Source organism: Blastococcus sp. TF02A-26 (assembly GCF_003319125.1).
Taxonomy (GTDB): domain Bacteria; phylum Actinomycetota; class Actinomycetes; order Mycobacteriales; family Geodermatophilaceae; genus Trujillonella.
In genome coordinates this window covers 45,990-68,525 of record NZ_QOHG01000016.1, presented here as the reverse complement: position 1 = coordinate 68,525, position 22,536 = coordinate 45,990, and the positions used below count along the sequence as shown (strand labels likewise).

Annotated in this window: 21 protein-coding genes, 1 tRNA gene and 1 pseudogene; 15 read left to right on the top strand and 8 right to left on the bottom strand. The window is 75.3% G+C overall.

Annotated elements, in window-relative coordinates; genetic code table 11:
• Positions 1–23: 23 nt before the first annotated feature.
• The 9 genes and pseudogenes from DQ240_RS17290 (at position 24) to holA (ending at position 10,066) form a co-directional block, all read left to right on the top strand.
• The gene (locus tag DQ240_RS17290) at positions 24–914 is read left to right on the top strand and encodes a MoxR family ATPase (RefSeq protein WP_113840862.1); all 891 of its coding nucleotides are present in this window, start codon (positions 24–26) and stop codon (positions 912–914) included.
• A gap of 5 nt (positions 915–919) precedes the next feature.
• Positions 920–2,365: a VWA domain-containing protein gene (locus DQ240_RS17285; RefSeq protein WP_113840904.1), complete on the top strand. Its 1,446-nt coding sequence runs from the start codon at positions 920–922 to the stop codon at positions 2,363–2,365.
• Between the two features lie 480 nt (positions 2,366–2,845).
• Entirely contained in the window at positions 2,846–3,580 is a 735-nt protein-coding gene (gene nadD, locus DQ240_RS17280; protein ID WP_233498795.1) for a nicotinate-nucleotide adenylyltransferase, read from the top strand.
• On the top strand, positions 3,577–3,993 hold the full coding sequence (gene rsfS, locus DQ240_RS17275; RefSeq protein WP_113840860.1) for a ribosome silencing factor: 417 nt from the start codon (positions 3,577–3,579) through the stop codon (positions 3,991–3,993). The genes nadD and rsfS overlap by 4 nt, the downstream gene beginning before the upstream one ends.
• On the top strand, positions 3,990–4,730 hold the full coding sequence (locus DQ240_RS17270; protein WP_113840859.1) for a histidine phosphatase family protein: 741 nt from the start codon (positions 3,990–3,992) through the stop codon (positions 4,728–4,730). The genes rsfS and DQ240_RS17270 overlap by 4 nt, the downstream gene beginning before the upstream one ends.
• A 56-nt stretch (positions 4,731–4,786) precedes the next feature.
• Positions 4,787–5,659, top strand: coding sequence for a DegV family protein (locus tag DQ240_RS17265; protein ID WP_113840858.1), 873 nt, complete (start codon positions 4,787–4,789; stop codon positions 5,657–5,659).
• A gap of 147 nt (positions 5,660–5,806) precedes the next feature.
• Positions 5,807–6,670 (top strand): ComEA family DNA-binding protein, encoded by an 864-nt coding sequence (locus DQ240_RS17260; protein ID WP_113840857.1) that lies wholly within the window; start codon positions 5,807–5,809, stop codon positions 6,668–6,670.
• Positions 6,667–8,775 (top strand): annotated as a pseudogene (locus DQ240_RS24095) (ComEC/Rec2 family competence protein); the annotation flags it as partial. The gene DQ240_RS17260 and the pseudogene DQ240_RS24095, both read left to right, overlap by 4 nt.
• A gap of 307 nt (positions 8,776–9,082) precedes the next feature.
• Positions 9,083–10,066, top strand: a complete 984-nt coding sequence (gene holA / locus DQ240_RS24090; protein ID WP_233498794.1) for a DNA polymerase III subunit delta — start codon at positions 9,083–9,085, stop codon at positions 10,064–10,066.
• A gap of 99 nt (positions 10,067–10,165) precedes the next feature.
• Here the strand turns inward: holA and rpsT are convergent, their stop codons facing one another.
• The gene (gene rpsT / locus DQ240_RS17250) at positions 10,166–10,432 is read right to left on the bottom strand and encodes a 30S ribosomal protein S20 (protein ID WP_113840856.1); all 267 of its coding nucleotides are present in this window, start codon (positions 10,430–10,432) and stop codon (positions 10,166–10,168) included.
• Positions 10,433–10,640: 208 nt separating this feature from the next.
• Here rpsT and lepA point away from each other — a divergent pair, with 208 nt between their 5' ends.
• Positions 10,641–12,485, top strand: a complete 1,845-nt coding sequence (lepA, locus tag DQ240_RS17245) for a translation elongation factor 4 (protein WP_113840855.1) — start codon at positions 10,641–10,643, stop codon at positions 12,483–12,485.
• Positions 12,482–13,138 (top strand): MOSC domain-containing protein, encoded by a 657-nt coding sequence (locus DQ240_RS17240; RefSeq protein WP_113840854.1) that lies wholly within the window; start codon positions 12,482–12,484, stop codon positions 13,136–13,138. The genes lepA and DQ240_RS17240 overlap by 4 nt, the downstream gene beginning before the upstream one ends.
• Before the next feature lie 4 nt (positions 13,139–13,142).
• On the opposite strand, the gene DQ240_RS17235 is transcribed toward DQ240_RS17240, so the two are convergent.
• The 6 genes from DQ240_RS17235 to DQ240_RS17210 form a co-directional block, all read right to left on the bottom strand.
• Entirely contained in the window at positions 13,143–13,673 is a 531-nt protein-coding gene (locus DQ240_RS17235; protein WP_113840853.1) for a Clp protease N-terminal domain-containing protein, read from the bottom strand.
• Positions 13,674–13,676: 3 nt separating this feature from the next.
• Positions 13,677–13,910, bottom strand: a complete 234-nt coding sequence (locus DQ240_RS17230; protein WP_113840852.1) for an RNA polymerase subunit sigma-70 — start codon at positions 13,908–13,910, stop codon at positions 13,677–13,679.
• 109 nt (positions 13,911–14,019) lie between these two features.
• Positions 14,020–14,328, bottom strand: coding sequence for an antibiotic biosynthesis monooxygenase (locus tag DQ240_RS17225; RefSeq protein WP_199589371.1), 309 nt, complete (start codon positions 14,326–14,328; stop codon positions 14,020–14,022).
• 16 nt (positions 14,329–14,344) lie between these two features.
• The gene (locus DQ240_RS17220; RefSeq protein WP_113840851.1) at positions 14,345–15,313 is read right to left on the bottom strand and encodes a zinc-binding dehydrogenase; all 969 of its coding nucleotides are present in this window, start codon (positions 15,311–15,313) and stop codon (positions 14,345–14,347) included.
• A 36-nt stretch (positions 15,314–15,349) separates the two neighbouring features.
• On the bottom strand, positions 15,350–16,357 hold the full coding sequence (gene selD, locus DQ240_RS17215; RefSeq protein WP_199589370.1) for a selenide, water dikinase SelD: 1,008 nt from the start codon (positions 16,355–16,357) through the stop codon (positions 15,350–15,352).
• A 19-nt stretch (positions 16,358–16,376) separates the two neighbouring features.
• Positions 16,377–16,994 carry a YafY family protein gene (locus tag DQ240_RS17210; protein WP_113840850.1) on the bottom strand — a complete coding sequence of 206 codons (618 nt, stop codon included), beginning with the start codon at positions 16,992–16,994 and terminating at the stop codon, positions 16,377–16,379.
• Between the two features lie 121 nt (positions 16,995–17,115).
• Here DQ240_RS17210 and DQ240_RS23355 point away from each other — a divergent pair.
• From DQ240_RS23355 to selB, 3 genes are all read left to right on the top strand, one after another.
• Positions 17,116–17,211 (top strand) — tRNA-OTHER (locus DQ240_RS23355).
• 51 nt (positions 17,212–17,262) lie between these two features.
• The gene (selA, locus tag DQ240_RS17205; protein ID WP_113840849.1) at positions 17,263–18,573 is read left to right on the top strand and encodes an L-seryl-tRNA(Sec) selenium transferase; all 1,311 of its coding nucleotides are present in this window, start codon (positions 17,263–17,265) and stop codon (positions 18,571–18,573) included.
• Complete coding sequence (gene selB, locus DQ240_RS17200; RefSeq protein WP_233498793.1) at positions 18,570–20,324, top strand: selenocysteine-specific translation elongation factor; 1,755 nt, start codon at positions 18,570–18,572, stop codon at positions 20,322–20,324. The genes selA and selB overlap by 4 nt, the downstream gene beginning before the upstream one ends.
• A 91-nt stretch (positions 20,325–20,415) precedes the next feature.
• Here the strand turns inward: selB and DQ240_RS17195 are convergent, their stop codons facing one another.
• The gene (locus DQ240_RS17195) at positions 20,416–21,177 is read right to left on the bottom strand and encodes an enoyl-CoA hydratase-related protein (protein WP_113840847.1); all 762 of its coding nucleotides are present in this window, start codon (positions 21,175–21,177) and stop codon (positions 20,416–20,418) included.
• Between the two features lie 50 nt (positions 21,178–21,227).
• Here DQ240_RS17195 and hemW point away from each other — a divergent pair, with 50 nt between their 5' ends.
• Positions 21,228–22,451, top strand: a complete 1,224-nt coding sequence (gene hemW / locus DQ240_RS17190) for a radical SAM family heme chaperone HemW (RefSeq protein WP_113840846.1) — start codon at positions 21,228–21,230, stop codon at positions 22,449–22,451.
• Positions 22,452–22,536 lie beyond the last annotated feature (85 nt).

Here is a 22,536-nt window from a genome sequence, read left to right as displayed (position 1 = left end):
CGTCCCTCCCCGTTTGGAGAACCATGCCCCGCCCGCCGACGCAGCTCCCGCAGTTCTCCTCGGTCTCCGACGTCGCCAAGCGGCTGTCGGCGGCGGGCTACCTGACGGACAAGCAGATCGCCACGACCGTCTTCCTCGCCGACCGGCTGGGCAAGCCGCTGCTGGTGGAGGGCCCGGCCGGCACCGGCAAGACCGAGCTGGCCAAGGCGCTGGCCGCCGCCACGGACGCCGAGCTGATCCGGCTGCAGTGCTACGAGGGCCTCGACGAGGCGCGGGCGCTCTACGAGTGGAACTACAAGAAGCAGCTGCTGCGGATCCAGGCGTCGCAGGCCTCGGCGGACGGCGCGGACTGGCACAGCGTCCACGACGACATCTTCGGCGAGGAGTTCCTGCTGTCGCGGCCGCTGCTCACCGCGATCCGGCGGACCGAGCCGACCGTGCTGCTCATCGACGAGACCGACAAGGCCGACGTCGAGGTCGAGGGCCTGCTGCTGGAGGTGCTCAGCGACTTCCAGGTGACGATCCCCGAGCTCGGCACGGTGGTGGCCACCCGCCGGCCGACCGTCGTCCTCACCTCGAACGCCACCCGGGAGCTGTCCGAGGCGCTCAAGCGCCGGTGCCTGTACCTGTCGCTGGACTACCCGAGCGCCGAGCGGGAGCGGGAGATCGTGCTGTCGCGGGTGCCCGACCTCGCGCCGGGTCTGGCCGAGCAGCTGGTGCGGACCATCCGGGCGCTGCGGGCGCTGGAGCTGAAGAAGTCGCCGTCGATCTCCGAGACCCTCGACTGGGCGCAGACGCTGCTGGAGCTCGGCCTGGACACCCTCGACGAGACCGCGATCGGCGAGACGCTCGGCGTGGTGCTCAAGCACGCCAGCGACCAGGAGCGGGCCGCGGCCGAGCTGCGGCTGAACTGATGGCGATGCCGGCCGCGCAGCCTGCGGCTCCCGCAGCCGGCCCGGCCGCCCCGGGCGGGCTGGCCGGTCACCTCGACGGGTTCGTGCGGGCGATCCGGGACGCCGGCATCCCGGTCGGCATCAGCCAGGCCGTCGACGCCGCCGAGATCCTGACCGTGGTGGACCTGCTCGACCGGGAGCAGTTGCGGCACGGGCTGGCGGCGGTGCTGCTGCAGCGCGGCAACCAGCGGCAGATCTACGACACGCTGTTCGACCTGTGGTGGCCGCTGGGCGACCGGCCGGCCGCCGTCGACGCCGACGGGGACACGGACGGCTCCGAGGCGGTCACCCTCGACGCCCCGGACGGCGAGGGGGAGCTGGACCCCGCGCAGCGGCTGCGCGAGGAGCTGGCCCGGCTGCTGGCCGAGGGGGACGAGGAGGAGCTGGCCCGCTTCGCCCGCCGGGCGGTTGCCCTGTTGGGGCAGACGGCGCCGTCCCCGTCCGGGCAGTCGTGGTTCAGCTACCGGGTGATGCGTGCCCTGTCGCCGGACTCCCTGGTGTCCTCGCTGCTCGAGGGGCTGCTGGCCGGCGGTGAGCGGGGCGGGATGGCCGAGCAGGTGGCCCGCGGCGAGATCCGGGAGCGGCTGAAGAGCTTCAAGGACGCCGTCGACACCGAGGTCCGGCGTCGGCAGGCCGACGAGCGCGGCCGCGACCGCATCGCCAAGAGCGCGGTGAAGCCGCTGGCCGACCAGATGGACTTCCTCCGGGCGCAGCAGGGCGACCTGGCCGAGCTGCGGCGGATGGTGGCGCCGCTGGCCCGCCGGCTGGCCGTGCGGCTGTCGGCGCGCCGCCGGATGGGCCGCGAGGGGCGGCTGGACTTCCGCAAGACCGTCCGGGCGTCGCTGGGTACCGGCGGGGTGCCGGTCGTGACCCACCACCGCCCGCGGAAGATCCACAAGCCCGAGCTGGTCGTGCTCTGCGACATCAGCGGCTCGGTGGCGGGGTTCAGCCACTTCACGCTGATGCTGACCCAGGCGCTGCGCGAGCACTTCTCGGGGGTGCGGGCGTTCGCGTTCGTCGACTCCACCGACGAGGTGACGCGGTTCTTCTCGCCGGGTGCCGATGTCGCCGACGCGGTCCGCCGGATCGGCCGGGAGGCCGATGTCGTCGCCTTCGAGGGGCACAGCGACTACGGCAACGCGCTGGAGGTCTTCGCCGACCGCTGGCCGACGGTCGTGGGCCCGAAGACGTCCCTGATGGTGCTCGGCGACGGCCGGACCAACTACCGCCCGCCGGGCCTGCCGGTGCTCGCCGATCTCGTGCAGCGGTCCCGGTCGGCGCACTGGCTCAACCCCGAACCCCGCCGGCTGTGGGGGAGCGGGGACTCGGCGGCGCTGAAGTACGCCGAGGTCGTGGACATGGTCGAGTGCCGCAACGCCGCCCAGCTGGCGGACTTCGTCACGACCCTCTGACCGGCCGCCGCGTGCTCCGGCGCGACCGCCGCGTCGACGAGGCGACCCGGGGACGGGTCGACCCGTCGAGATGGCGACCCCTCGAGACGGCGACAGGTCGATGTGGCGACACGTCGACCTGGCGACCCCCGTTGGTGGCACCGGCATGCGACCTCCGCCACAGCGACCGCGACACGCCGGATGCGCCGTAACCGGAACCGCTCGTCCCCGTTGGTCCAGCGCGGGTGCCGGGCTCGTCCCGGTGCCGGACCGGCAGTCCCTCGGGGCGACGGTCCGGCGGTGACCGGCTGCACGGGGGAGCCGGTCACGCGGAGCACCTGTCCCCGGCCGGGAGGATCTCGGCGCCCCGCCCGGGGCCGGCCCCAGTGGCCGGCCCCGGGCGCCTCTCCCTCCGTTCCACGCACGGCCCTGGTCGCCTCGTCCGGGTGGCCTGTCCCGCCTCCGGGATGGCACCTGGCGGAACCCGGTTAGGCTCGATCGGTGGCGGGTGGTCGGATCGGTGTCATGGGTGGGACGTTCGACCCCATCCACCACGGTCACCTCGTGGCCGCCAGCGAGGTCGCCGGTCTCTTCGGACTCGACGAGGTCGTGTTCGTGCCGACGGGTCAGCCCTGGCAGAAGAGCGACCGCGTGGTCAGCCCGGCCGAGGACCGCTACCTGATGACGGTCATCGCCACCGCCTCCAATCCGCGCTTCTCGGTGAGCCGGGTCGACGTCGACCGCGGTGGTCCCACGTACACGGTCGACACGCTCACCGACCTCCAGGCCCAGCGTCCCGACGCCGAGCTGTTCTTCATCACCGGAGCCGACGCGCTGGCCCAGATCCTCGGCTGGCGCGACAGCGACCGGTTCCTGGAGCTGGCCCACTTCATCGGCGTGACCCGGCCCGGCTTCCAGCTGGAGGACACGCACCTCCCGCAGGGCACGGTGAGCCTGGTCGAGGTCCCGGCGCTGGCGATCAGCTCCACCGACTGCCGCGAGCGGGTCGGGCGGGGCATGCCGATCTGGTACCTCGTCCCCGACGGCGTCGTGCAGTACATCGAGAAGCGCGGGCTCTACCGCTCGTCCCCGCCGGCCCGGCTCGGGGCCGGCGACGGTCGGGCACCCGCGGCCCCGGGCCCGTCCCCCGACGGACGGCCCCACCCCGGCGGCGCCCCTGCCGCCACTCCGGCCGGCGGACCGCCGGCCACCGATCCCCAGGAGGTACCCCGATGACCGCCTCGGTCGAGGCCCGGGAGACCGCTCAGCTGGCCGCCCAGGCCGCCGCGGACAAGCTCGCCACCGATGTCTCCATCGTCGACGTCAGCGACCGGCTGGCCATCACCGACGCCTTCGTGCTGGCGTCCGCGCCCAGCGAGCGGCAGGTGCAGGCCATCGTCGACGAGGTCGAGGAGCGTCTGCGCGAGCACGGCGTGAAGCCCGTCCGGCGTGAGGGGGTGGCCGAGGCCCGCTGGGTGCTGCTGGACTTCGTCGACGTCGTGGTCCACGTCCAGCACGCCGAGGAGCGGGCCTATTACGCCCTGGAGCGCCTCTGGAAGGACTGCCCGACCATCCCCTTCGTCGACCGGGACGCCCCCGCGGCGGCCGAGGACGCCGACTCCGCGGAACCCCTGGCTCCCGGCCGGTGAGCGCCGCGCCCGATCCGCCCACCCGGGTGTCGCGCCTGGTCCTGTGGCGGCACGGGCGCACCGCGTGGAACGCCGAGGGCCGCTTCCAGGGGCAGCTGGACCCGCCGCTGGACGACGAGGGCCACCACCAGGCCGCCGTCGCCGCGGGACACCTGGTGTCCGCGCTCGAACTGACCGCCGCCGACACCGTCGTCGTCTCCAGCGACCTGGACCGGGCCGTGCAGACCGCGACCGCGCTCACCGGGCTGCTCGGGCTGCCGCTGGAGGTCGACGCCCGGCTGCGTGAGCACGGTCTGGGCCGCTGGGAGGGCCTGACGCGCGACGAGGTCGCCGCGCAGCACCCCGAGCAGTACGCCGACTGGCTGGCCGGTCGGCCGGTGCGCGATCGGGGTGGGGAGGAGCCCGCAGCGGTCGCCGCCCGCGCGCTGTCGGTGGTCGCCGGTCTCCCGCCGGCCCGGGTCGCCGTCCTCGTCTCCCACGGCGGCACCAGCGGCCGGCTGCTCGAGGCCCTGCTCGACCTGGGACCGGAACACCGGCGCGTCTTCGGACCACTGGGCAACTGCGCCTGGACCGAGGTCGTGCCGCAGGGCTCCCGCTGGCGGGTGGTGCGGCACAACTGGTCGCCGCTCGGCGACATGCCGTCGAAACGGTCCCGGCCGGCGGTCCGGGAGTCCCTGGACGGGGCCACCCCGGAGGGTGCGCCGCCACCGCCCCAGGACGCCGACGCCCTCGCCTGACCCGTCGGGGGGAACGGTCCGGCGGGATCGGCCACCGGTCGGGCTAGCCTCGCGGGATGTCCGTCGCCGTGGTCACCGACTCCACGGCGTACCTGCCCGAGGACCTCGTCCGGCAGCACGGCATCGAGGTGGTGCCGCTGTACGTCGTCCTCGCCGGCCGCTCGGGCCGGGAGGGCACCGAGATCTCGCCCCTCGACGTCGCCCGGGCGCTCGGCACCCGCGGCCAGCAGGTCTCCACCTCCCGGCCGACGCCCGGGGACTTCATCGCGGCCTACCGCCGGTGCCTGGACCGTGGCGCCGAGCGCGTCGTCTCGATCCACCTCTCGTCCGAGCTCTCCGGCACCTGGGACGCCGCTCGGCTGGCCGCCGCTCAGGTGGGCGAGCACCTCGTCACCGTCATCGACTCCCGCTCGGCCGCCATGGGCACCGGCTTCCCGGTGCTCGCCGCCGTCCGGGCGGCGGCCCGCGGTGAGGACGCCCGCGCGGTGGCCGATGCCGCCCGCCGCACGGCGGCCGGCACGCGCACGCTCTTCGTGGTCGACACCCTGGAGCACCTGCGTCGCGGTGGCCGCATCGGTGCGGCGGCCTCGCTGCTGGGCACCGCGCTGGCGATGAAGCCCGTCCTGCACGTGGTCGACGGGCAGGTCGTGCCCCTGGAGAAGGTGCGCACGTCGGCTCGCGCCCTCGCCCGCCTGGTGCAGCGCGTGGTGGAGACGGCGGGCGGGCGGGTGGTCGAGCTCGCCGTCCACCACCTGGCCGCGCCCGAGCGTGCGCAGAAGCTCGCCGACGACCTGCGCCAGGCCCTGCCCGAGGCCGGCGATCCGGTGGTCAGCGAGCTCGGCGCGGCCATCGGTGCGCACGTCGGCCCGGGCGCGGTCGGGGTCGTGGTGTCGCCGGCCGGCGAGCAGGAGGGCGACGGCAGCTCGTAGGCGGCGCACGGGACAGAGGATCGGCACGCGCCGGACCCTGCCGCCGTCGGACGACGGGAGCCGGAGCGCTGTCCACAGGCGGGAGGCCGGTCCACAGGTGCGGCCGGACATGCGACGGAGCAGGGAGGGCTGCCTAGCGTCCGCCGGGTGCGCCTCTCCTCCCGCCGTGCCGATGACGCCGACCTGATCCGGGCGCGCCTGCGGGCGCTGCTGAGCGAGGGGCAGGGGAGCGGCGGCTGGCTCCCCGACGACCCGCTGGACGAGGAGCCCGGCGACCCACTCCCTCGGCGGGAGGCGCCCGCGACGCGCTCCGGAGAGCCGGACTCCGCCGCTCCGCAGGGCGCCGGGGAGGAGGACGGGGCCCTCCCCGCGGGTGTCGGCCGGCACCGGGCTCCCGGACCGGCGGTCCGGGTGGCACCGGGGCGCCCCGGTGTGCGTGCCCTGCTCGTGGCCGGTCTGGTCGGCGCGCTGATCCTCGTCGGCTGGACGTGGCTCAGCCGACCGGCGGCGGAGCCCGTGGACGGCGGGTCCGTCGGTGGGACGAGCCGGTCGGCACCGGCCAGCCCGTCCGTGGGCACCGCGGCCGAGACGGCTGCGACCGTCACGGTGTCGGTGGTCGGACAGGTGGCCCGACCGGGGCTGGTGGTCCTGCCCGAGGGCTCCCGGGTCGCGGACGCCCTCGCGGCAGCCGGCGGCCTCGCACCCGGAGCGGATCCGGCAGCGGTCAACCTCGCGGCCGTCGTCACCGACGGGCAGCAGATCGCGGTGGGCGTTCCGGCGCCGGGAGCACCGCCCGCGGTCGCGGGCGCTGCCGCGGGCGGCAGGGTGCTGCTCAACAGCGCCACCCCGGCCGACCTGGACGCCCTGCCCGGCATCGGTCCGGTGCTGGCCCAGCGCATCGTCGACCACCGCACGGAGAACGGGCCGTTCACGGCGGTCGAGCAGCTGGAGGACGTGTCGGGCATCGGTCCGGCGACCTTCGAGGAGCTGGTTCACCTGGTCGCGGTGTGAGCGGCGTCGACCGGTGGTCCGACCGGCGGTGGACGTGGACGGACCTGCGGCTGGCCCCGGCCGCCGCCGTCGTCTGGACGACGACGCTCGTGGCGCCTCTCCTGTCCTGGCCGCTGCTCGCCGGCCTCGCCGTGGGCGGAGCGGGAGCGGCCGGTCTCCTCGTCGGGACCGGCAGCTCCGGTCGGGCACGGCTGGTGGCCGCGGCCTCCGCGGCGCTGGTGCTGACGGCGGGCAGTGCCGCGGCGCGGTCGTGGGCGCGGGAGGCCTCGCCCCTGACGGCCTCGGACGGCACGGTGGTGCTGCAGCTGGAGACGGACGGAGACCCTCGACGGATCGCCGGCGCGGGTCCGCCCCGTGTGGTGGTGGAGGCGACGGCGACGCGCCTGGTCCGCGGAGCCGGATCGATCGCGCTCGACGACGCGGTCGTCGTCTTCGCGCCCGCAGACGGATGGGCCGAGCTGCTGCCGGGACAGGTGGTGCGCACCCGCGCCGTGGTGAGTGCGGCGGAACCCACCGAGGGGGTGGTGGCCCGGGTGTCCGTACGCGGCCCGCCGGAGCTCCTGGGCGGACCGCCCTGGGTGCAGCGTGCGGCGGGGGACCTGCGCTCTGCCCTGACGGCGTCGGCGGAGCGGACCCTGGACCCGGCGGCCGCCGGGCTCCTCCCGGGACTCGTGGTCGGCGACACCAGCGGCCTCGACCCGCTGCTGACCGAGGACTTCCGGCGCTCGGGGCTCTCGCACCTCACCGCGGTCTCCGGCGCCAACGTGGCCATCGTCCTCAGCGGAGTGCTGGCACCGCTCCGCCGTCGCGCCGTCGACCGCCGGGTCCAGGCTGCGGTGGCGGTCGTGGCGCTGGTGGGCTTCGTGCTCCTGGCCCGGCCGACCGCGAGCGTGCTCCGGGCCGCCGCCATGGGCGCCGTCTCGTTGCTCGCCCTGGCCTCGGGACGGTCGCGGTCGGCGGTGCCCGCGCTGTCCGCGACCGTGGTCGTCCTCCTCCTCGTCGACCCGGGCCTGGCGCGGGACGCAGGCTTCGCCCTGTCGGTGGTGGCCACCGCCGCGATCGTGCTGCTGGCGCCGGGGTGGTCGCGGCGGCTGCGGACCCGCGGCTGGCCCCGCCTGCTCGCCGACGCGGTCGCCGTGAGCGCGGCGGCGGGTCTGGCGACCGCTCCACTGGTCGCCGGCCTCTCGGGGATCGTCAGCCTCGTCTCACTGCCGGCCAACCTGCTGGCCGCGCCGGCGGTGCCGCCGGCCACGGTGCTCGGACTGCTGGCGGCCGTGGCCGGGCCAGTGGCGGCACCTCTGGCCGACTGCCTCACCTGGCTCGCCGGCTGGCCGGTGCGGTGGCTGGTCCTCGTGGCGCGATCGGCGGCCGGACTGCCGGACTCGGTGACCGCGTGGCCCGCCGGCACGACCGGCGCGCTGCTCCTGACCGGCCTGCTGGCCACGGTCGCGCTGGCCCTGTGGCGCTGGCCGCGGCTGCGGGCCCTGATGCTGGCAGTCGCCGTGGGGGTCGTGCTGATCGGCTGGCCGCTCCGCCAGGTGACCCGCGGCTGGCCTCCGGCCGATGCCGTTCTCGTGGCGTGCGACGTCGGCCAGGGCGACGCCCTCGTCGTGCCCACCGGGCCGGGGGAGGGGGTCCTGGTCGACGCGGGCCCCGAGGTGGTCCCGGTGGACCGCTGCCTCGACCGGCTGGGGATCGACCGGCTCCCGCTCGTCCTGCTGTCCCACCTGGACGCCGACCACGTCGGCGGGTTGGACGGCGCGCTCGGCGATCGGCAGGTGGGGACCGTGGCGACCGGCACGCTCTCACCGGCCGACGACCGCGCCGACGACCTGGCGAGGACGATCCGGGGAGCGGGAGCCCGGCAGGAGGTGCTCGTCCCGGGCGACCGGCGGCAGGTCGGTCCGGCCACGATCGAGGTGCTGGCTCCGGCGCCGGAGATCGCCACCCGCAGCGCCGAGCCCAACGACCTCTCGCTCGTCGCGCGGGTGACCGTGCGCGGCCTGCGGATACTCCTGACCGGGGACCTCAGCGCGCAGGCCGAGGAGCGGCTGCTGCGGCGCGGACCGGACCTGCGGGCCGACGTGCTGAAGGTGCCGCACCACGGCAGCGCCGACAACGACCCCGGCTTCCTCGCGGCGAGCGGTGCCCGGGTGGCGATCGTCTCGGTCGGCGCGGACAACACCTACGGCCACCCGACCCGCCGGCTGCTGGGCTGGCTGGAGCAGGACGGCATGCGGGTCTACCGCACCGACCGCTCGGGGGACGTCGCGGTCACCGGCTCGGGGGAGGAGTGGGCCGTCGTCCCCCGTGGAGTCGAGGACGCGTCGGCCGCGGTCGGCCCGTCGGCGCCCGGACCCTCCATGGCAGCGGTGCACCGGAACGGTCGCACCGCCGTGACACCATGCCGGAGTGGCCGCCGCACCTCCCGCCCCGACGTCGCATCTGCGGGTCGTCGTCGGCGAGGAGGAGCTGCTGCGCAGCCGGGCGCTGTCGGCGGTCCGGGCCGCGGTCCTCGGTCGCTACCCCGACGTCGAGCAGCACGACCTGGCCGCAGCCGGGCTCCCCCTGGGCGAGCTGGCCGACGTGCTGGCCCCCTCGCTGTTCGGGGGTCACCGGCTGGTGGTGGTCACCGGGGTGCACGAGGCCGCGGGTGCCCTCTGCGACGCGCTCACCGGCTACGCCAAGGAGGCCGACCCCGACCTGACGCTGGTCGTCGTGCACCACGGCGGGAAGCGCAACGAGGCGCTGCTCAAGGCCTTCAAGGCCGCCGGGGCCGCCGTCGACGAGTGCCCGAAGATCAAGTCCACCGGCGACCGGCTGGCGTTCATCCGCAACGAGGTCCGCCTCGCCGGGGGGCGCATCGCGGCCGACGCCGCCAACGCCCTGCTCGAGGCGGTGGGCAACGATCTGCGGGACCTGTCGTCGGCAGCGAGCCAGCTCGTCTCCGACTTCGGCGGGACGATCGACGTGGACGCCGTCGCCCGGTTCTACCGCGGACAGGCCGAGGCCAACGGGTTCGCCGTCGCCGACAAGGTGATGCTCGGCGACATGACCGGGTCGCTCGAGACGCTGCGCTGGGCGCTCGGCCGCGGGGTCGCGCACGTGCTGATCGCCGACGCGATCGCCGACGGCGTGCGCACCGCCGCCCGGGTGAAGTCGGTCAACGCACGGTCCGGCGACCTGGCGCGGACCCTCGGGATGCCGTTCTGGAAGGTCGACAAGGCCAGCTCCCAGGCGCGCGGCTGGAGCATCGACGGGCTCCAGCAGGCGGTCGCGGTGACCGCTGAGCTCAACGCCGACGTGAAGGGCGCCGCCGCCAGTGCGGACTACGCCCTGGAGCGGGCCGTCCGGCGGCTCGTCGGCATCCGCTCGGCCACCGCCGGTCGTCGCTAGCTCCGCCGGCGTCGGGGCCACGCGCCCCGACGGGGCCCGACATGCGACGAGCCCCCCTCCCGCGGGGCGGGAGAGGGGCTCGACGGAGGAGCGGTGAGGTCAGCCCTGGAGGCCGGCGACCTGCTTGGCCATGCCCGACTTGCGGTTGGCGGCCTGGTTCTTGTGGATGACGCCCTTGCTGGCGGCCTTGTCCAGCGCCTTGCTGGCGGTGGTCAGCGCCGCGGTGGCCGCGGCCACGTCCCCGGCGTCGGCAGCGGTACGGAAGCGACGGACCGCCGTCTTCAGGGCGGACTTGACCGCGACGTTGCGCTGACGCGCCTTCTCGTTGGTCTTGATCCGCTTCATCTGGGACTTGATGTTCGCCACGCGTGAGCCTCGGTGTCTCGCTGGAAGGAGTCTGTCAGTGCGTCCGGACACGGGGTCGACACCCTGCGATCACGGACCGGTCTACCAAGATACCAGCGCCGACGTGGCCGGCCCACACCCGTCCGGTCACCTCCCGGGCGCCGCGGGGATCGCCGGATCGCGACGAGGCGCTCGCTCCCGCCGTCGGGCATGGGACGATGGCGGCACTGTGACGACTCCTGCTGCCACCGACCCGGCCCGCATCCGGAACTTCTGCATCATCGCCCACATCGACCACGGCAAGTCGACGCTGGCCGATCGGATGCTCGAGGTCACCGGGGTCATCGAGGCACGGCAGATGCGGGCCCAGTACCTCGACCGCATGGACATCGAGCGCGAGCGCGGCATCACGATCAAGGCGCAGAACGTGCGCCTGCCGTGGACTCCGCGGACGGGTGACGGTGCCGGCACCGAGTACGTGCTCGACATGATCGACACCCCGGGCCACGTGGACTTCACCTACGAGGTGTCCCGGTCGCTGGCCGCCTGCGAGGGCGCGGTGCTGCTGGTCGACGCGGCGCAGGGGATCGAGGCCCAGACGCTGGCCAACCTCTACCTGGCGCTGGAGAACGACCTCACGATCATCCCGGTCCTGAACAAGATCGACCTGCCGGCGGCCCAGCCGGAGAAGTACGCCGCGGAGATCGCGCACATCATCGGCTGCGAGCCCGAGGACGTGCTGAAGGTCAGCGGCAAGACCGGCGAGGGTGTCTCCGACCTGCTCGACGCGATCGTCGCCCAGATCCCCGCGCCGGTGGGCGAGGCGGAGGCCCCGGCCCGCGCCATGATCTTCGACTCGGTCTACGACATCTACCGCGGCGTCATCACCTACGTCCGCGTCGTCGACGGCCGGATCTCCGCCCGCGAGCGGATCAAGATGATGTCGACCGGCGCCACCCACGAGCTGCTGGAGATCGGGGTCATCTCCCCGGAGCCGAAGCCCGTCGACAGTCTCGGCGTCGGCGAGGTCGGCTACTTCATCACCGGCGTGAAGGACGTCCGCCAGTCCCGCGTCGGCGACACCGTCACCCTGCAGCACAAGCCGGCGGCCGAGCCGATCGGCGGCTACAGCGACCCCAAGCCGATGGTCTACTCCGGCCTGTACCCGATCGACGGGAGCGACTACCCGCTGCTGCGTGAGGCGCTGGACAAGCTGCTGCTCAACGACGCCGCGCTGGTCTACGAGCCCGAGACGTCCGCGGCGCTGGGGTTCGGCTTCCGCGTCGGCTTCCTCGGCCTGCTGCACCTGGAGATCGTCCGGGAGCGGCTGGAGCGCGAGGCCGGCATCAGCCTCATCTCCACCGCCCCCAACGTGGTCTACCGGGTGGTCATGGAGGACCGCTCCGAGATCACGGTGACCAACCCGAGCGACTGGCCCGAGGGCAAGATCGACGCCGTCTACGAGCCGGTCGTCAACGCCACGATCATCGCGCCCAGCGACTACACCGGCGCGATCATGGAGCTCTGCCAGGGCCGGCGCGGTCAGCTCGGCGGCATGGACTACCTGAGCGAGTCCCGGGTCGAACTGCGCTACAAGCTGCCGCTCGGCGAGATCATCTTCGACTTCTTCGACGCGCTGAAGTCGCGCACCCGCGGCTACGCCTCCCTGGACTACCAGGAGGCCGGCGAGCAGGAGTCCGCGCTGGTCAAGGTGGACATCCTGCTCCAGGGCGAGGCCGTCGACGCGTTCAGTGCGATCGTGCACAAGGACAAGGCCTACAGCTACGGCGTGGCGATGGCCGGCAAGCTGCGCGAGCTCATCCCGCGCCAGCAGTTCGAGGTGCCCATCCAGGCCGCCGTCGGCTCCCGGGTGATCGCCCGCGAGACCGTCCGCGCCATCCGCAAGGACGTCCTCGCCAAGTGCTACGGCGGTGACATCACGCGCAAGCGGAAGCTGCTGGAGAAGCAGAAGGAGGGCAAGAAGCGGATGAAGATGGTCGGCCGCGTCGAGGTCCCCCAGGAGGCGTTCGTCGCCGCGCTCTCCACCAACGAGTCGACCGCCTCCAAGAAGTGAGCGGCCGGCTCGAGGCCGTCTGCGTCTCGGGCACGGACCTCCCCTCCGTCCCCGACCGCAAGCCGCAGCGCACCGGCATCGACAAGCAGCCGGTGACCGGCCGGGTCGCCGTCCGCACCCTCGGTCTGGACGGCGACGTGCAGGTCAACCGCCGGTACCACGGCGGCGAGGGCCAGGCGCTCTACGCCTACGCCCAGGAGGACGCCGACTGGTGGGCCGCCGAGCTCGACCGGGACCTGCCACCCGGCCGGTTCGGCGAGAACCTGCGCACCTCCGGGCTGGACCTCACGCACGCCGTGCTGGGGGAGCGCTGGCGGGTCGGGACGGCGCTGCTCGAGGTGACCGACTGCCGCATCCCGTGCGCCAACTTCGAGCGCTTCTGGGGCGTGCCGAAGCTGGTCAAGCGGTTCACCCAGCACGGGGCGCCGGGTGCCTACCTGCGGGTGCTCGAGACCGGCGAGATCGGCGCCGGCGACGCGGTCGAGGTGCTCGAGCGGCCGGCCCACGGCGTCACCGTGGAGACGGCCTTCCGGGCCTACACCACGCAGAAGCACCGGCTGCCCGAGCTGACCCCGGCGCTGCCGGCCCTCCCGCAGCGCACCCGGGCGAGGATCGCCGCCCGCATCGAGGCCCGGCTCGCCCGCTCCGCCTGAGCCCTCAGCTCAGCAGCGCGACCCGGATCTCCCCGGCCAGCTGCCGGCCGTCGATCCCGCGGTCGGCGACCACGCGCATCGCCAGGCCCTGGCCCTCGCGGATCAGGCTCAGGGCGATGTGGCCGTCGGTGATGGTGCGCTGCCTCATCGCGATCGTCTCCCGCAGCGACAGCTCGAGGACCTTCTTCGCCCGCGGGCTGAACGGGATGTGCCCGCCCCGGCGCCGACCGGACGGCCGGTCGTCCAGCGCGCCCGGTCCGAACGCCGACTCCACCCGCTCCCGGACGGCGTCCAGATCGATGCCCAGGGTGCCGAGTGCATCGGCGTCGAGGTCGTCGGTCAGTCCGGTGACGGCCGCGGTGACCGTCTCCGGGCTCAGCCCGTGCCGCCCGAGCACCGCCGCGGTCGGGGTGCCCTGCCTGAGCAGCGCGAGGAGCAGGTGCTCCGTGCCGATCCGCTCGCTGCGCAGGTCGCGGGCCTCCGTCTGGGCCCGTACCACCGTCGCCCGTGCCTCCGGGGTGAACCGCTCGAACATGCCTCAGTCCCTCCGTCGGAGCGGGCCGCGCCCGCCGGCGTGCTTCTTGTGGACCGCCTGCCGGCTCACGCCGAGCGAGGTGGCGATCTGCTCCCACGTCCAGCCCTTGCCGCGCGCGTTCTCGACCTGCAGGACCTCCAGCCGCTCCACCAGCACGCGGAGGGACCGGACGGCGCGCAGGCCGACCGCCGGGTCGTCGTCGGCGGCCGCCGTGGCCACCACTGCCGTGTCCGCCATGTCTGTCAACCTAAGTTGCGTCGCCCTGTCGTGTCAACTGCGGTTGACATCCCGGATGCAGGACAGCGGGGCACCCCGGGCGTGGGGCGCCCCGCTGGTGAGGACCGGGTCAGGCTCCGCCGTGGACGTCGTGGTGGGTCACGGTCTCCTCGCGGCCGACGAGGTAGCGGTCGTCCTCCGGGTAGAAGACCGCCCGCGACACGTCCTCGCCGGCGAATCCCCGGACGACGTCGAGGGAGTCCCAGAAGCTGAGCGTGACGATCTCGGTGCGGCCGTCGTCGAGGTCGCGGGCGAGCATGTGCGCGCCCCGGTTCCCCGGCGTCCGCCGGTACTCCGCCATGCCGGTGGCCTCGACGTGGTCCAGGTAGGCGGCGCGGTCCTCGGTGCGGACCCAGCCGCGCCACATCCGTGCGATCACCGCGCCGCCTCCCGCGTCAGAGGGTGAAGACGATCTTCCCGTTGGTCCGGCCCTCGAGCATGCGGGCGAAGCCCTCGCGGGCGTCGGCCAGGGGCAGCTCGACGTCGATCTGCGGGCGGATCCCGGTCGCCCGGCACATCGAGATGAGGTCGGCCAGCTCGTCGCGGGTGCCCATGGTCGAGCCGATCACCGAGAGCTGGGTGAAGAAGACCCGGTTCAGCTCCGCTCCCGGGTTGAAGCCGGTCGTCGCGCCGGAGGTCACGATGACGCCGCCGGGCTTGAGCGACTTGACGCTGTGCGACCAGGTCGCCTCACCGACGGTCTCCATGACGCCGTCCACCCGCTCGGGCAGCCGGGCGTTGGACTCGAACGCCTGGTCCGCGCCCAGCGCCAGCGCCGCGGCGCGCTTCTCCTCGCTGCGGCCGGTCACCCAGACCCGGTACCCGGCGGCCTTGCCGAGCACGACCAGCGCCGTGGCGACGCCGCCGCTCGCGCCCTGGACCAGGATCGTCTGCCCCGGCCGGAGCCCGGACCGCACGAACAGCATCCGGTAGGCCGTGAGCCACGCGGTCGGCAGGCAGGCGGCCTCGGCGTAGGAGAGCTCGGCGGGCTTGGGCAGCACGTTGCGCTTCGGGACGACGACCCGCTCGGCCATCGTGCCCTGGTGGAGCTCGGAGAAGAGTGTGCGCTTGGGGTCGAGCGTCTCGTCGCCGGTCCACCCGGGCGTGCCGACGACGACGCCGTGCACGACCACCTCGTTGCCGTCCTCGTCGAGACCAGCCGCGTCGGTGCCGAGGATCATCGGCATCCGCTCCTGGGGCAGGCCGATGCCGCGCAGGCTGAAGAGGTCGTGGTGGTTCAGCGAGACGGCCTTGACCTGCACCGTCGTCCAGCCCTCGCGGGCCTCGGGCTCGGGGCGGTCGCCGATCTCCAGGACGGAGAGCGGGTCCTCGGGGGACGGGGACGAGACGAAGGCAGCCAGCATGGCCTCGGAACCTAGCCGAGGCCGGGCCCGGCCACCTCAGCGGATGACCACCGCGTACTCCCCGCGCGGGACGAACTCGCCGATCACCGGTGCTCCCGGCACCTCGCCCCCGAGCAGCAGGCCGCCAGAGGTTTGGGCGTCGGCGAGCAGCAGCGCCTCGTCCTCGGAGACGGCGGAGAGGTCGGTGTGCGGGCGGACCCAGTCGAGGTTGCGCCGGGTGCCGCCGGAGACGAACCCGCCGGCCAGCGCCTCCCGGGCGCCGGTCAGGTACGGGACGGCGGCGGCGTCGACCACGGCGGTGACCCCGCTGGCCCGGGCCATCTTGTAGAGGTGGCCGAGCAGGCCGAAGCCGGTGACGTCGGTGCCGGCGCGGATGCCGGCGGCGACCGCGGCCCGGCCGGCGTCCCGGTTGAGCGCGGTCATCGAGGCGACGGCCTCCTCGGAGACCTCGCCGGTGGCCTTCATCCGGCTGTTGAGCACACCCACGCCGAGCGGCTTGGTGAGCGACAGCGGCGTCCCGGCGACGGCGCCCGCGTTGGTGATCAGCCGGTCCACGTCGACCACGCCGGTGACCGCCATGCCGTACTTCGGCTCGGGGTCGTCGATCGAGTGCCCGCCGCCCACGTGGCAGCCGGCCTCCTGCGCCACCTCGAGCCCGCCGCGCAGCACCTCGGCGGCCAGGTCGGCCGGCAGCACGTCGCGGGGCCAGCCGAGCAGGTTCACCGCGACGACCGGGGTGCCGCCCATGGCGTAGACGTCGGACAGCGCGTTGGCCGCGGCGATCCGGCCGAAGGTGTACGCGTCGTCGACGACAGGGGTGAAGAAGTCGGTGGTGAGCACGATGCCCTGGCCGTCGGCGATGCGGACGACCGCTGCGTCGTCGCCGTCGTCGAGCCCGACCACCAGCTCGGCGGCAGGGGACGCGGGCTCGGTCGCGGTCAGCCCGGCGACCACCTGCTCCAGCTCACCGGGCGGGATCTTGCAGGCGCATCCGCCACCGTGCGCGTACTGGGTCAGGCGGATCCGGGCGGGGGCGCTGGTCACGGCCCGAATGTAGGCGCGCTCAGCCCTCGCGGCCGCCCTGCAGGACGGTGAGCCGAGGCTGCTGGGCCTGCTCGACCGGGACGCGACCGGCCGGGATGCGCGCCGCGGCGCCGCGGCCCAGCGCACGGCCGGCGGGGTGCGTGGTGGAGGGGGCGCCGAAGAGGCCGGGGTCGCGCCGCGGCGCGGCCTCCTCGGTCACCTCGATCGTCTCGATCCGGTCGTCCCGGAACCACCGCGGGCCCTGCCGCTCGCGGCACCAGGCGACCAGGTACCAGTGGTCGCTGCTGCGGGTGAGCAGCTGCGGCTCGACCACCCGGCGGGTGGCCCGGCCCTTCCCGTCCCGGTAGGCGAGGACGACGACCCGGCGCCGGGTCACCGCCTGCTCGGCGGAGGCGCGCAGATCGGCGGAGTGCCCGGCCTCGGCGCTCACCCAGAGGCTGGTGGCGAGCAGTTGTCCGCGCCGCTGCGGATCGGGCTCGAGGACGGCGAGCACCTTCTCGAGGGCGGCCCGGCCGGCGTCGGCGTAGGGGCCGTCGGGCTGCGCGGCCAGGGCGACGGCGACCGCCGCGGCCTCCTCGGGGGCCAGCGCGACCGGCGCCAGCGTCGCGGTGTGGCGTGGCTCAGTGCGTCTGCTCACATCGGCGATGCTGACACCGGGCACCGACGGTTTTCCTCGCGCGACGCGGAGTGGCGGGCGGTTTACCTGCGACACGCCGGGCGACACGCCGAGAACGGTGTTGGCAAGTACTGTGGTCGACGGAGGCGTCAGGGCGCCTGGTGGCCCCCGCGGCCTCTAAAGCCGACGTGGCCGAGCACCTCGGTCAGGCGGGTTCGATTCCCGTCCGCCTCCGCCAACCGTCCCGCGCCGGGCCGCCGCCCGGCCCGGCGCCTACGCTCCGCAGTCGATGAGCACCGACCCGCGGCGGCAGGTGCCGCGCACCGACACGCTGCTCGCCGACGGGCAGATCGTGCCCGCCGTCGAGCGGCTGGGCCGCCTCCTGGTGAAGGACGCGATACGCACCGTGCAGGAGCGCATCCGGGCAGGTGCGCTGCCGCCGGTCGACGCCGTCCCCGCCGTCCTGGCCGAGCTGCCCGCGACCGCCGCCGCCCTGCGGCCGGTGCTCAACGCGACCGGCGTCCTGGTGCACACCAACCTCGGCCGCGCACCGCTGTCGGTGGCCGCGGTCGCCGCCGTCGCGGCGGCCGCCGGCACCACCGACGTCGAGCTGGACCTCGGCACCGGGCGGCGTGGTCCCCGGGGCGAGGCCGCACTCGCGGCCCTCCGCGCCGCCGTCCCCGCCGCGGAGGCCGCGATCGTGGTGAACAACTGCGCCGCCGCGCTCGCGCTCGTGGCGACCGCCCTCGGCCAGGGGCGGGAGCTGGTCATCGCCCGGGGCGAACTGGTCGAGATCGGCGACGGCTTCCGGATCCCGGAGCTGCTGGAGTCCACCGGTGCGCGCCTGCGCGAGGTGGGGACGACGAACCGGGTGACCGTCGAGGACTACACCCGCGCCCTGGGGCCCGACACCGGCGCGGTGCTCAAGGTGCACCCGTCGAACTTCGTCGTCCGCGGGTTCACCCGCGAGGTCCCCGTCGGGGGCCTCGCCGCGGCGCTCGCCGGCACCGGAGTGCCCCTGGTCGCGGACATCGGCTCCGGCCTGCCGGGACCGCACTCCGCGCTGCCGGGGGAGCCGGACCTGCAGACGACCCTGGCCGACGGCGCCGACCTCGTCCTCGCCAGCGGGGACAAGCTGCTCGGCGGTCCGCAGGCCGGGCTGGTGCTCGGCCGGGCCGACCTGGTGCAGCGACTGCGCCGGCACGCGCTCTACCGGGCCCTGCGGGTCGACAAGACGACCCTCGCCGCGCTGGAGGCCACCCTGCGCGGCCCGCTGCCGCCGGTCCGCCGGATGCTCGTCGCCGACGTCGCCGAGCTCCGCGCACGGGCGGCCACCCTCGCCGCGCGGCTCGTCGCCGCGGGGGTCGACGCCGCCGCGGTGGACAGCGCCGCCCGCGTCGGCGGGGGAGGAGCGCCGGAGCACCCGCTCGCCAGTGCCGCGGTGTCGCTGCCGGAGGAGCACGCCGCGCGGCTGCGGGCCGGGTCGCCGCCGGTGGTCGGGTACGTGGAGGCCGGCCGCACCCTGCTCGACCTGCGCAGCGTCCTCCCGGAGGACGACGAGGCGCTGGCGACCGCGGTGCTGGCGGCGGTCGCCGGATGACGCGGATGGACGTCATCGCCACCGCCGGGCACGTCGACCACGGCAAGTCGACCCTGGTCCGAGCTCTCACCGGCATGGAGCCCGACCGCTGGGAGGAGGAACGCCGCCGCGGGCTGACCATCGACCTGGGCTTCGCCTGGACGACGCTGCCGTCCGGCCGCCGCCTCGCGGTGGTCGACGTGCCGGGGCACGAGCGCTTCGTGGGCAACATGCTGGCCGGGGTGGGCTCGGTGCCCGCCGCCCTGGTGGTGGTCGCCGCCGACGACGGGTGGTCCGCGCAGACCGCCGAGCACGTCGCCGTCCTCGACGCGCTGGGGGTCCGGCACGCGCTGCTGGCGGTCACCAAGGCCGACGTCGCCGATCCCGCGCCGGTGCTCGCCGACGTCACGGCCCGGCTGGCCGCGACCTCGATGGGGTCCGTGCCCGGCGTGGCCGTCAGCGCGCTGACCGGCACCGGCGTGCCGGAGGTCGCCGCGGCCCTGGAGGCGCTGCTGGCCGCGCTGCCGGCCCCCGACCGGGACGCGCCGGTGCGGCTGTGGATCGACCGGGCCTTCCCCATCGCCGGCGCCGGGACCGTCGTGACCGGGACGCTCGCGGCCGGCGCCGTCTCCGCCGGAGACCGGCTACTGCTGGGCGACCGCGAGGTCCGGGTGCGCGGCGTGCACTCTCTGGGGGAGCCGGTGGAGCGCGCCCGGGCCACCGCGCGGGTCGCGCTCAACCTGCGCGGGATCGCGGTCGAGGAACTGGCGCGAGGCGACGCGCTGCTCACCCCCGGCGCGTTCCGGTCCACCGAGGTCGTCGACGTCTCCCTCGCGACCGAGCCGGAGGACCGGCTGCCGGCCGAGCTGGTGGTGCACGTCGGGTCGGCGGCCCTGGCCGCCCGGGTGCGGCCGCTGGAGGGGACGGCGGTGCGGCTGCGGCTGTCGGCGTCGCTGCCGCTGCGGGTGGGGGACCGGCTGCTGCTGCGCGACCCCGGCGCCCGGCGGGTGCTCGGCGCCGATGTGCGCGACGTCGCGCCCCCCGAGCTGCGCCGGCGGGGGTCGGCACGGCAGCGGGCCACCGAGCTGGCCGTGCAACCCGCGGGACCGGCGGGGGCGGCGGTCGACCTGGCACGGCGCCGCGTCGTCCGCGCGGCCGACTTCGCGGCGATGGGCTGGCCGGTGCCGCCGGGCGCGGAGCGGGTCGGGCCGTGGCTGCTCGCGCCGGGCCTGCTCGACGAGCTGGCGGCCGCGCTGCCCGCGGTGGTGGCGGCGCACCGCGCGGCGCACCCGCTGGAGGCCGGCCCGCCGGTCGCCGTGGTCCGGCGGGAGCTGGACCTGCCCGACGACGAGCTGGTCCGCGCCGCCGTCCGGCCGCCCCTGTCCCTGCGCGACGGGCGGGTCACCGCGGCCTCCGCCGGGCTGCCTCCCGCCGTGCAGCGGGCGGTCGACGCGATCCGCGCCCGGCTGGCGGAGGACCCCTTCGCCGCGCCGGATGCCGAGCAGTTGGCCGCCGCGGGCCTCGGTACGCGCGAGCTCGCCGCCGCGGTGCGCGCCGGTCAGCTGGAGCGGATCGCCGACGGTGTCGTGCTCGCGCCCGGTGTGGAGGACGACGCCCGCGACCGGCTGGCCCGCATCCCCGCGCCCTTCACCCTCAGCCAGGCCCGCACGGCGTGGGGGACCAGCCGGCGGGTCGCCGTCCCGCTGATGGAGTGGCTCGACGCCCGCGGCGTGACCGAGCGGCTGCCCGACGCCACCCGCCGGCTCCGGTAGTCCTCCCCGGCTCGCTCGGGCTCTGCCCCGCATACGGGGCAGAGCACGAGCGTGCTCGGGACAGGTGTCCGGGCCGGCGCCTCGGCGCTCCTCAGGGCACCCAGCGGGCGGGGCGCTTCTCCCGGAAGGCCGCGATGCCCTCCTGGCCCTCCTCGCTCGCGAAGTACCGGGCCGACAGCTCCTGCAGCTCGTCGAAGGAGCCACGCAGGCCGCCCGAACGCAGCAGCCGCTTCGTCTCCGCCAGCGCCGCCGGGGCGCCCGCAGCCAGGGCGTCGACCTGGGCCCGCACCGTCGCGTCGACCTCCTCGTCGGCCACCGCGAGGTCGACCAGCCCGCTCGCTGCGGCGACGTCGGCGCCGAAGACCTCGCCGGTCAGCATCAGCCGGTGCGCCGGCTGGGCGAGCATCCGGGGGAGGACGACGGCCGAGATCACCGCGGGCACGATGCCCAGCCGCACCTCGCTGAAGGCGAACGTCGCCGACGACCCGGCGACCACCACGTCGCACGTGGCCAGCAGCCCGACGCCTCCCGCCCGCGCCGGCCCGCGGACCACCCCCAGGACCGGCTTGGGCGACTCCCACAGCGTGGTGAGCAGGTCGGGGAACTCGCGGATGCCCTGGTCCTCCGCCCCGCTGCCGGCGGCCTCCGAGAGGTCCATGCCGGAGCAGAAGACCCGGCCGGTGTGGTCCAGCACGAGCACCCGGACGGCGTCGTCGGCGAGCGCGGTGTCGATCGCCTCCCGCAGCTGCGCGCGCATCGCCCGGGACAGCGCGTTGCGGTTGGCGGGGGAGTCCAGGGTCAGCCGGGCCACGCCCCGCTCGACGGTCACCTGCAGCACACGGTCGGAGGTCACAGCCCCGATCCTGCCGGTCACCGGCCGCGCGCGCGGCACACTGGGAGCAGATGGACACCGCCCTGCCCCTGCTGCCCGCTCCGCCGGCCGCCCCCTTCGTGCTGCCCGGGCCGGCCCGCGAGGGGCTGGCGACCACGCCGTTCGGGCTCTACGTCCACGTGCCGTTCTGCGCCACCCGCTGCGGCTACTGCGACTTCAACACCTACACCTCCGACGAGCTAGGCCCGGGCGCCAACCGCGCCGAGTACGCGGGCACGGTCGTCGCCGAGCTGCGCCGCGCCGCCGTGGTGCTGGGCCCCGACCGGCCGGAGGTCTCCACCGTCTTCGTCGGCGGCGGCACCCCCACCCTGCTGCCGGCCGAGGACCTGGTCGCCGTCCTCGCCGCCGTCCGCGAGCTGTTCCCGGTGGCCGACGACGTCGAGGTGACCACCGAGGCCAACCCCGAGTCGGTCACCCCGCAGTCGCTGGCCCGTCTGCGCGAGGGCGGCTTCACCCGGATCAGCCTCGGCATGCAGTCCGCGGCCGAGCACGTGCTGACGGTGCTGGACCGCCGGCACACCCCCGGGCGGGCGGCCGAGGCGGCGCACGAGGCTCGGGCGGCGGGCTTCGAGCACGTGAACCTGGACCTGATCTACGGCGCGCCGGGGGAGACCGAGGCCGACTGGGCCACGTCGCTCGACGTCGTCCTCTCGGCGCCGGTCGACCACGTCAGCGCCTACGCGCTCATCGTCGAGGAGGGCACCCGGCTCGCCCGGCGGATCGCCCGCGGCGAGCTGCCGATGCCCGACGACGACGTCCTCGCCGACCGGTACGAGCAGGCCGACGCGACGCTGCGGCGGGCCGGGCTCGAGTGGTACGAGGTCTCCAACTGGGCGACGGATCGGGCCGCGCGCTGCCGGCACAACGAGCTGTACTGGGCCAACGCCAACTGGTGGGGGATCGGCCCCGGCGCGCACAGCCACGTCGGCGGGCTGCGCTGGTGGAACGTCAAGCACCCGGCCGCCCACGCGGCCCGGATCGCCGCGGGGGAGAGCCCGGCCGCCGGGTCCGAGTTCCTCGACGACGACGACCGCGCGCTCGAGGCCGTGATGCTCGGCCTGCGGCTGCGCGACGGGTTGCCGCTGACCCGGCTCTCGGCCGCCGGCCGGCTGCGCGCCGCGGACGCCGTGGTGCGCGGTCTGCTCGACCCCGCCGCGCACGAGTCGGGTCGGGCCGTCCTCACCGACCGCGGCCGCCTGCTCGCCGACGCCCTGGTGAGAGAACTGACCGACTGAAACGCGGTTCTGGACGACCACCCGCCGGGAGGGTTAGCTGCGTCACAGGACGGCGCGGCCGTCCGGCGGGGCAGGTCCCCGCTCC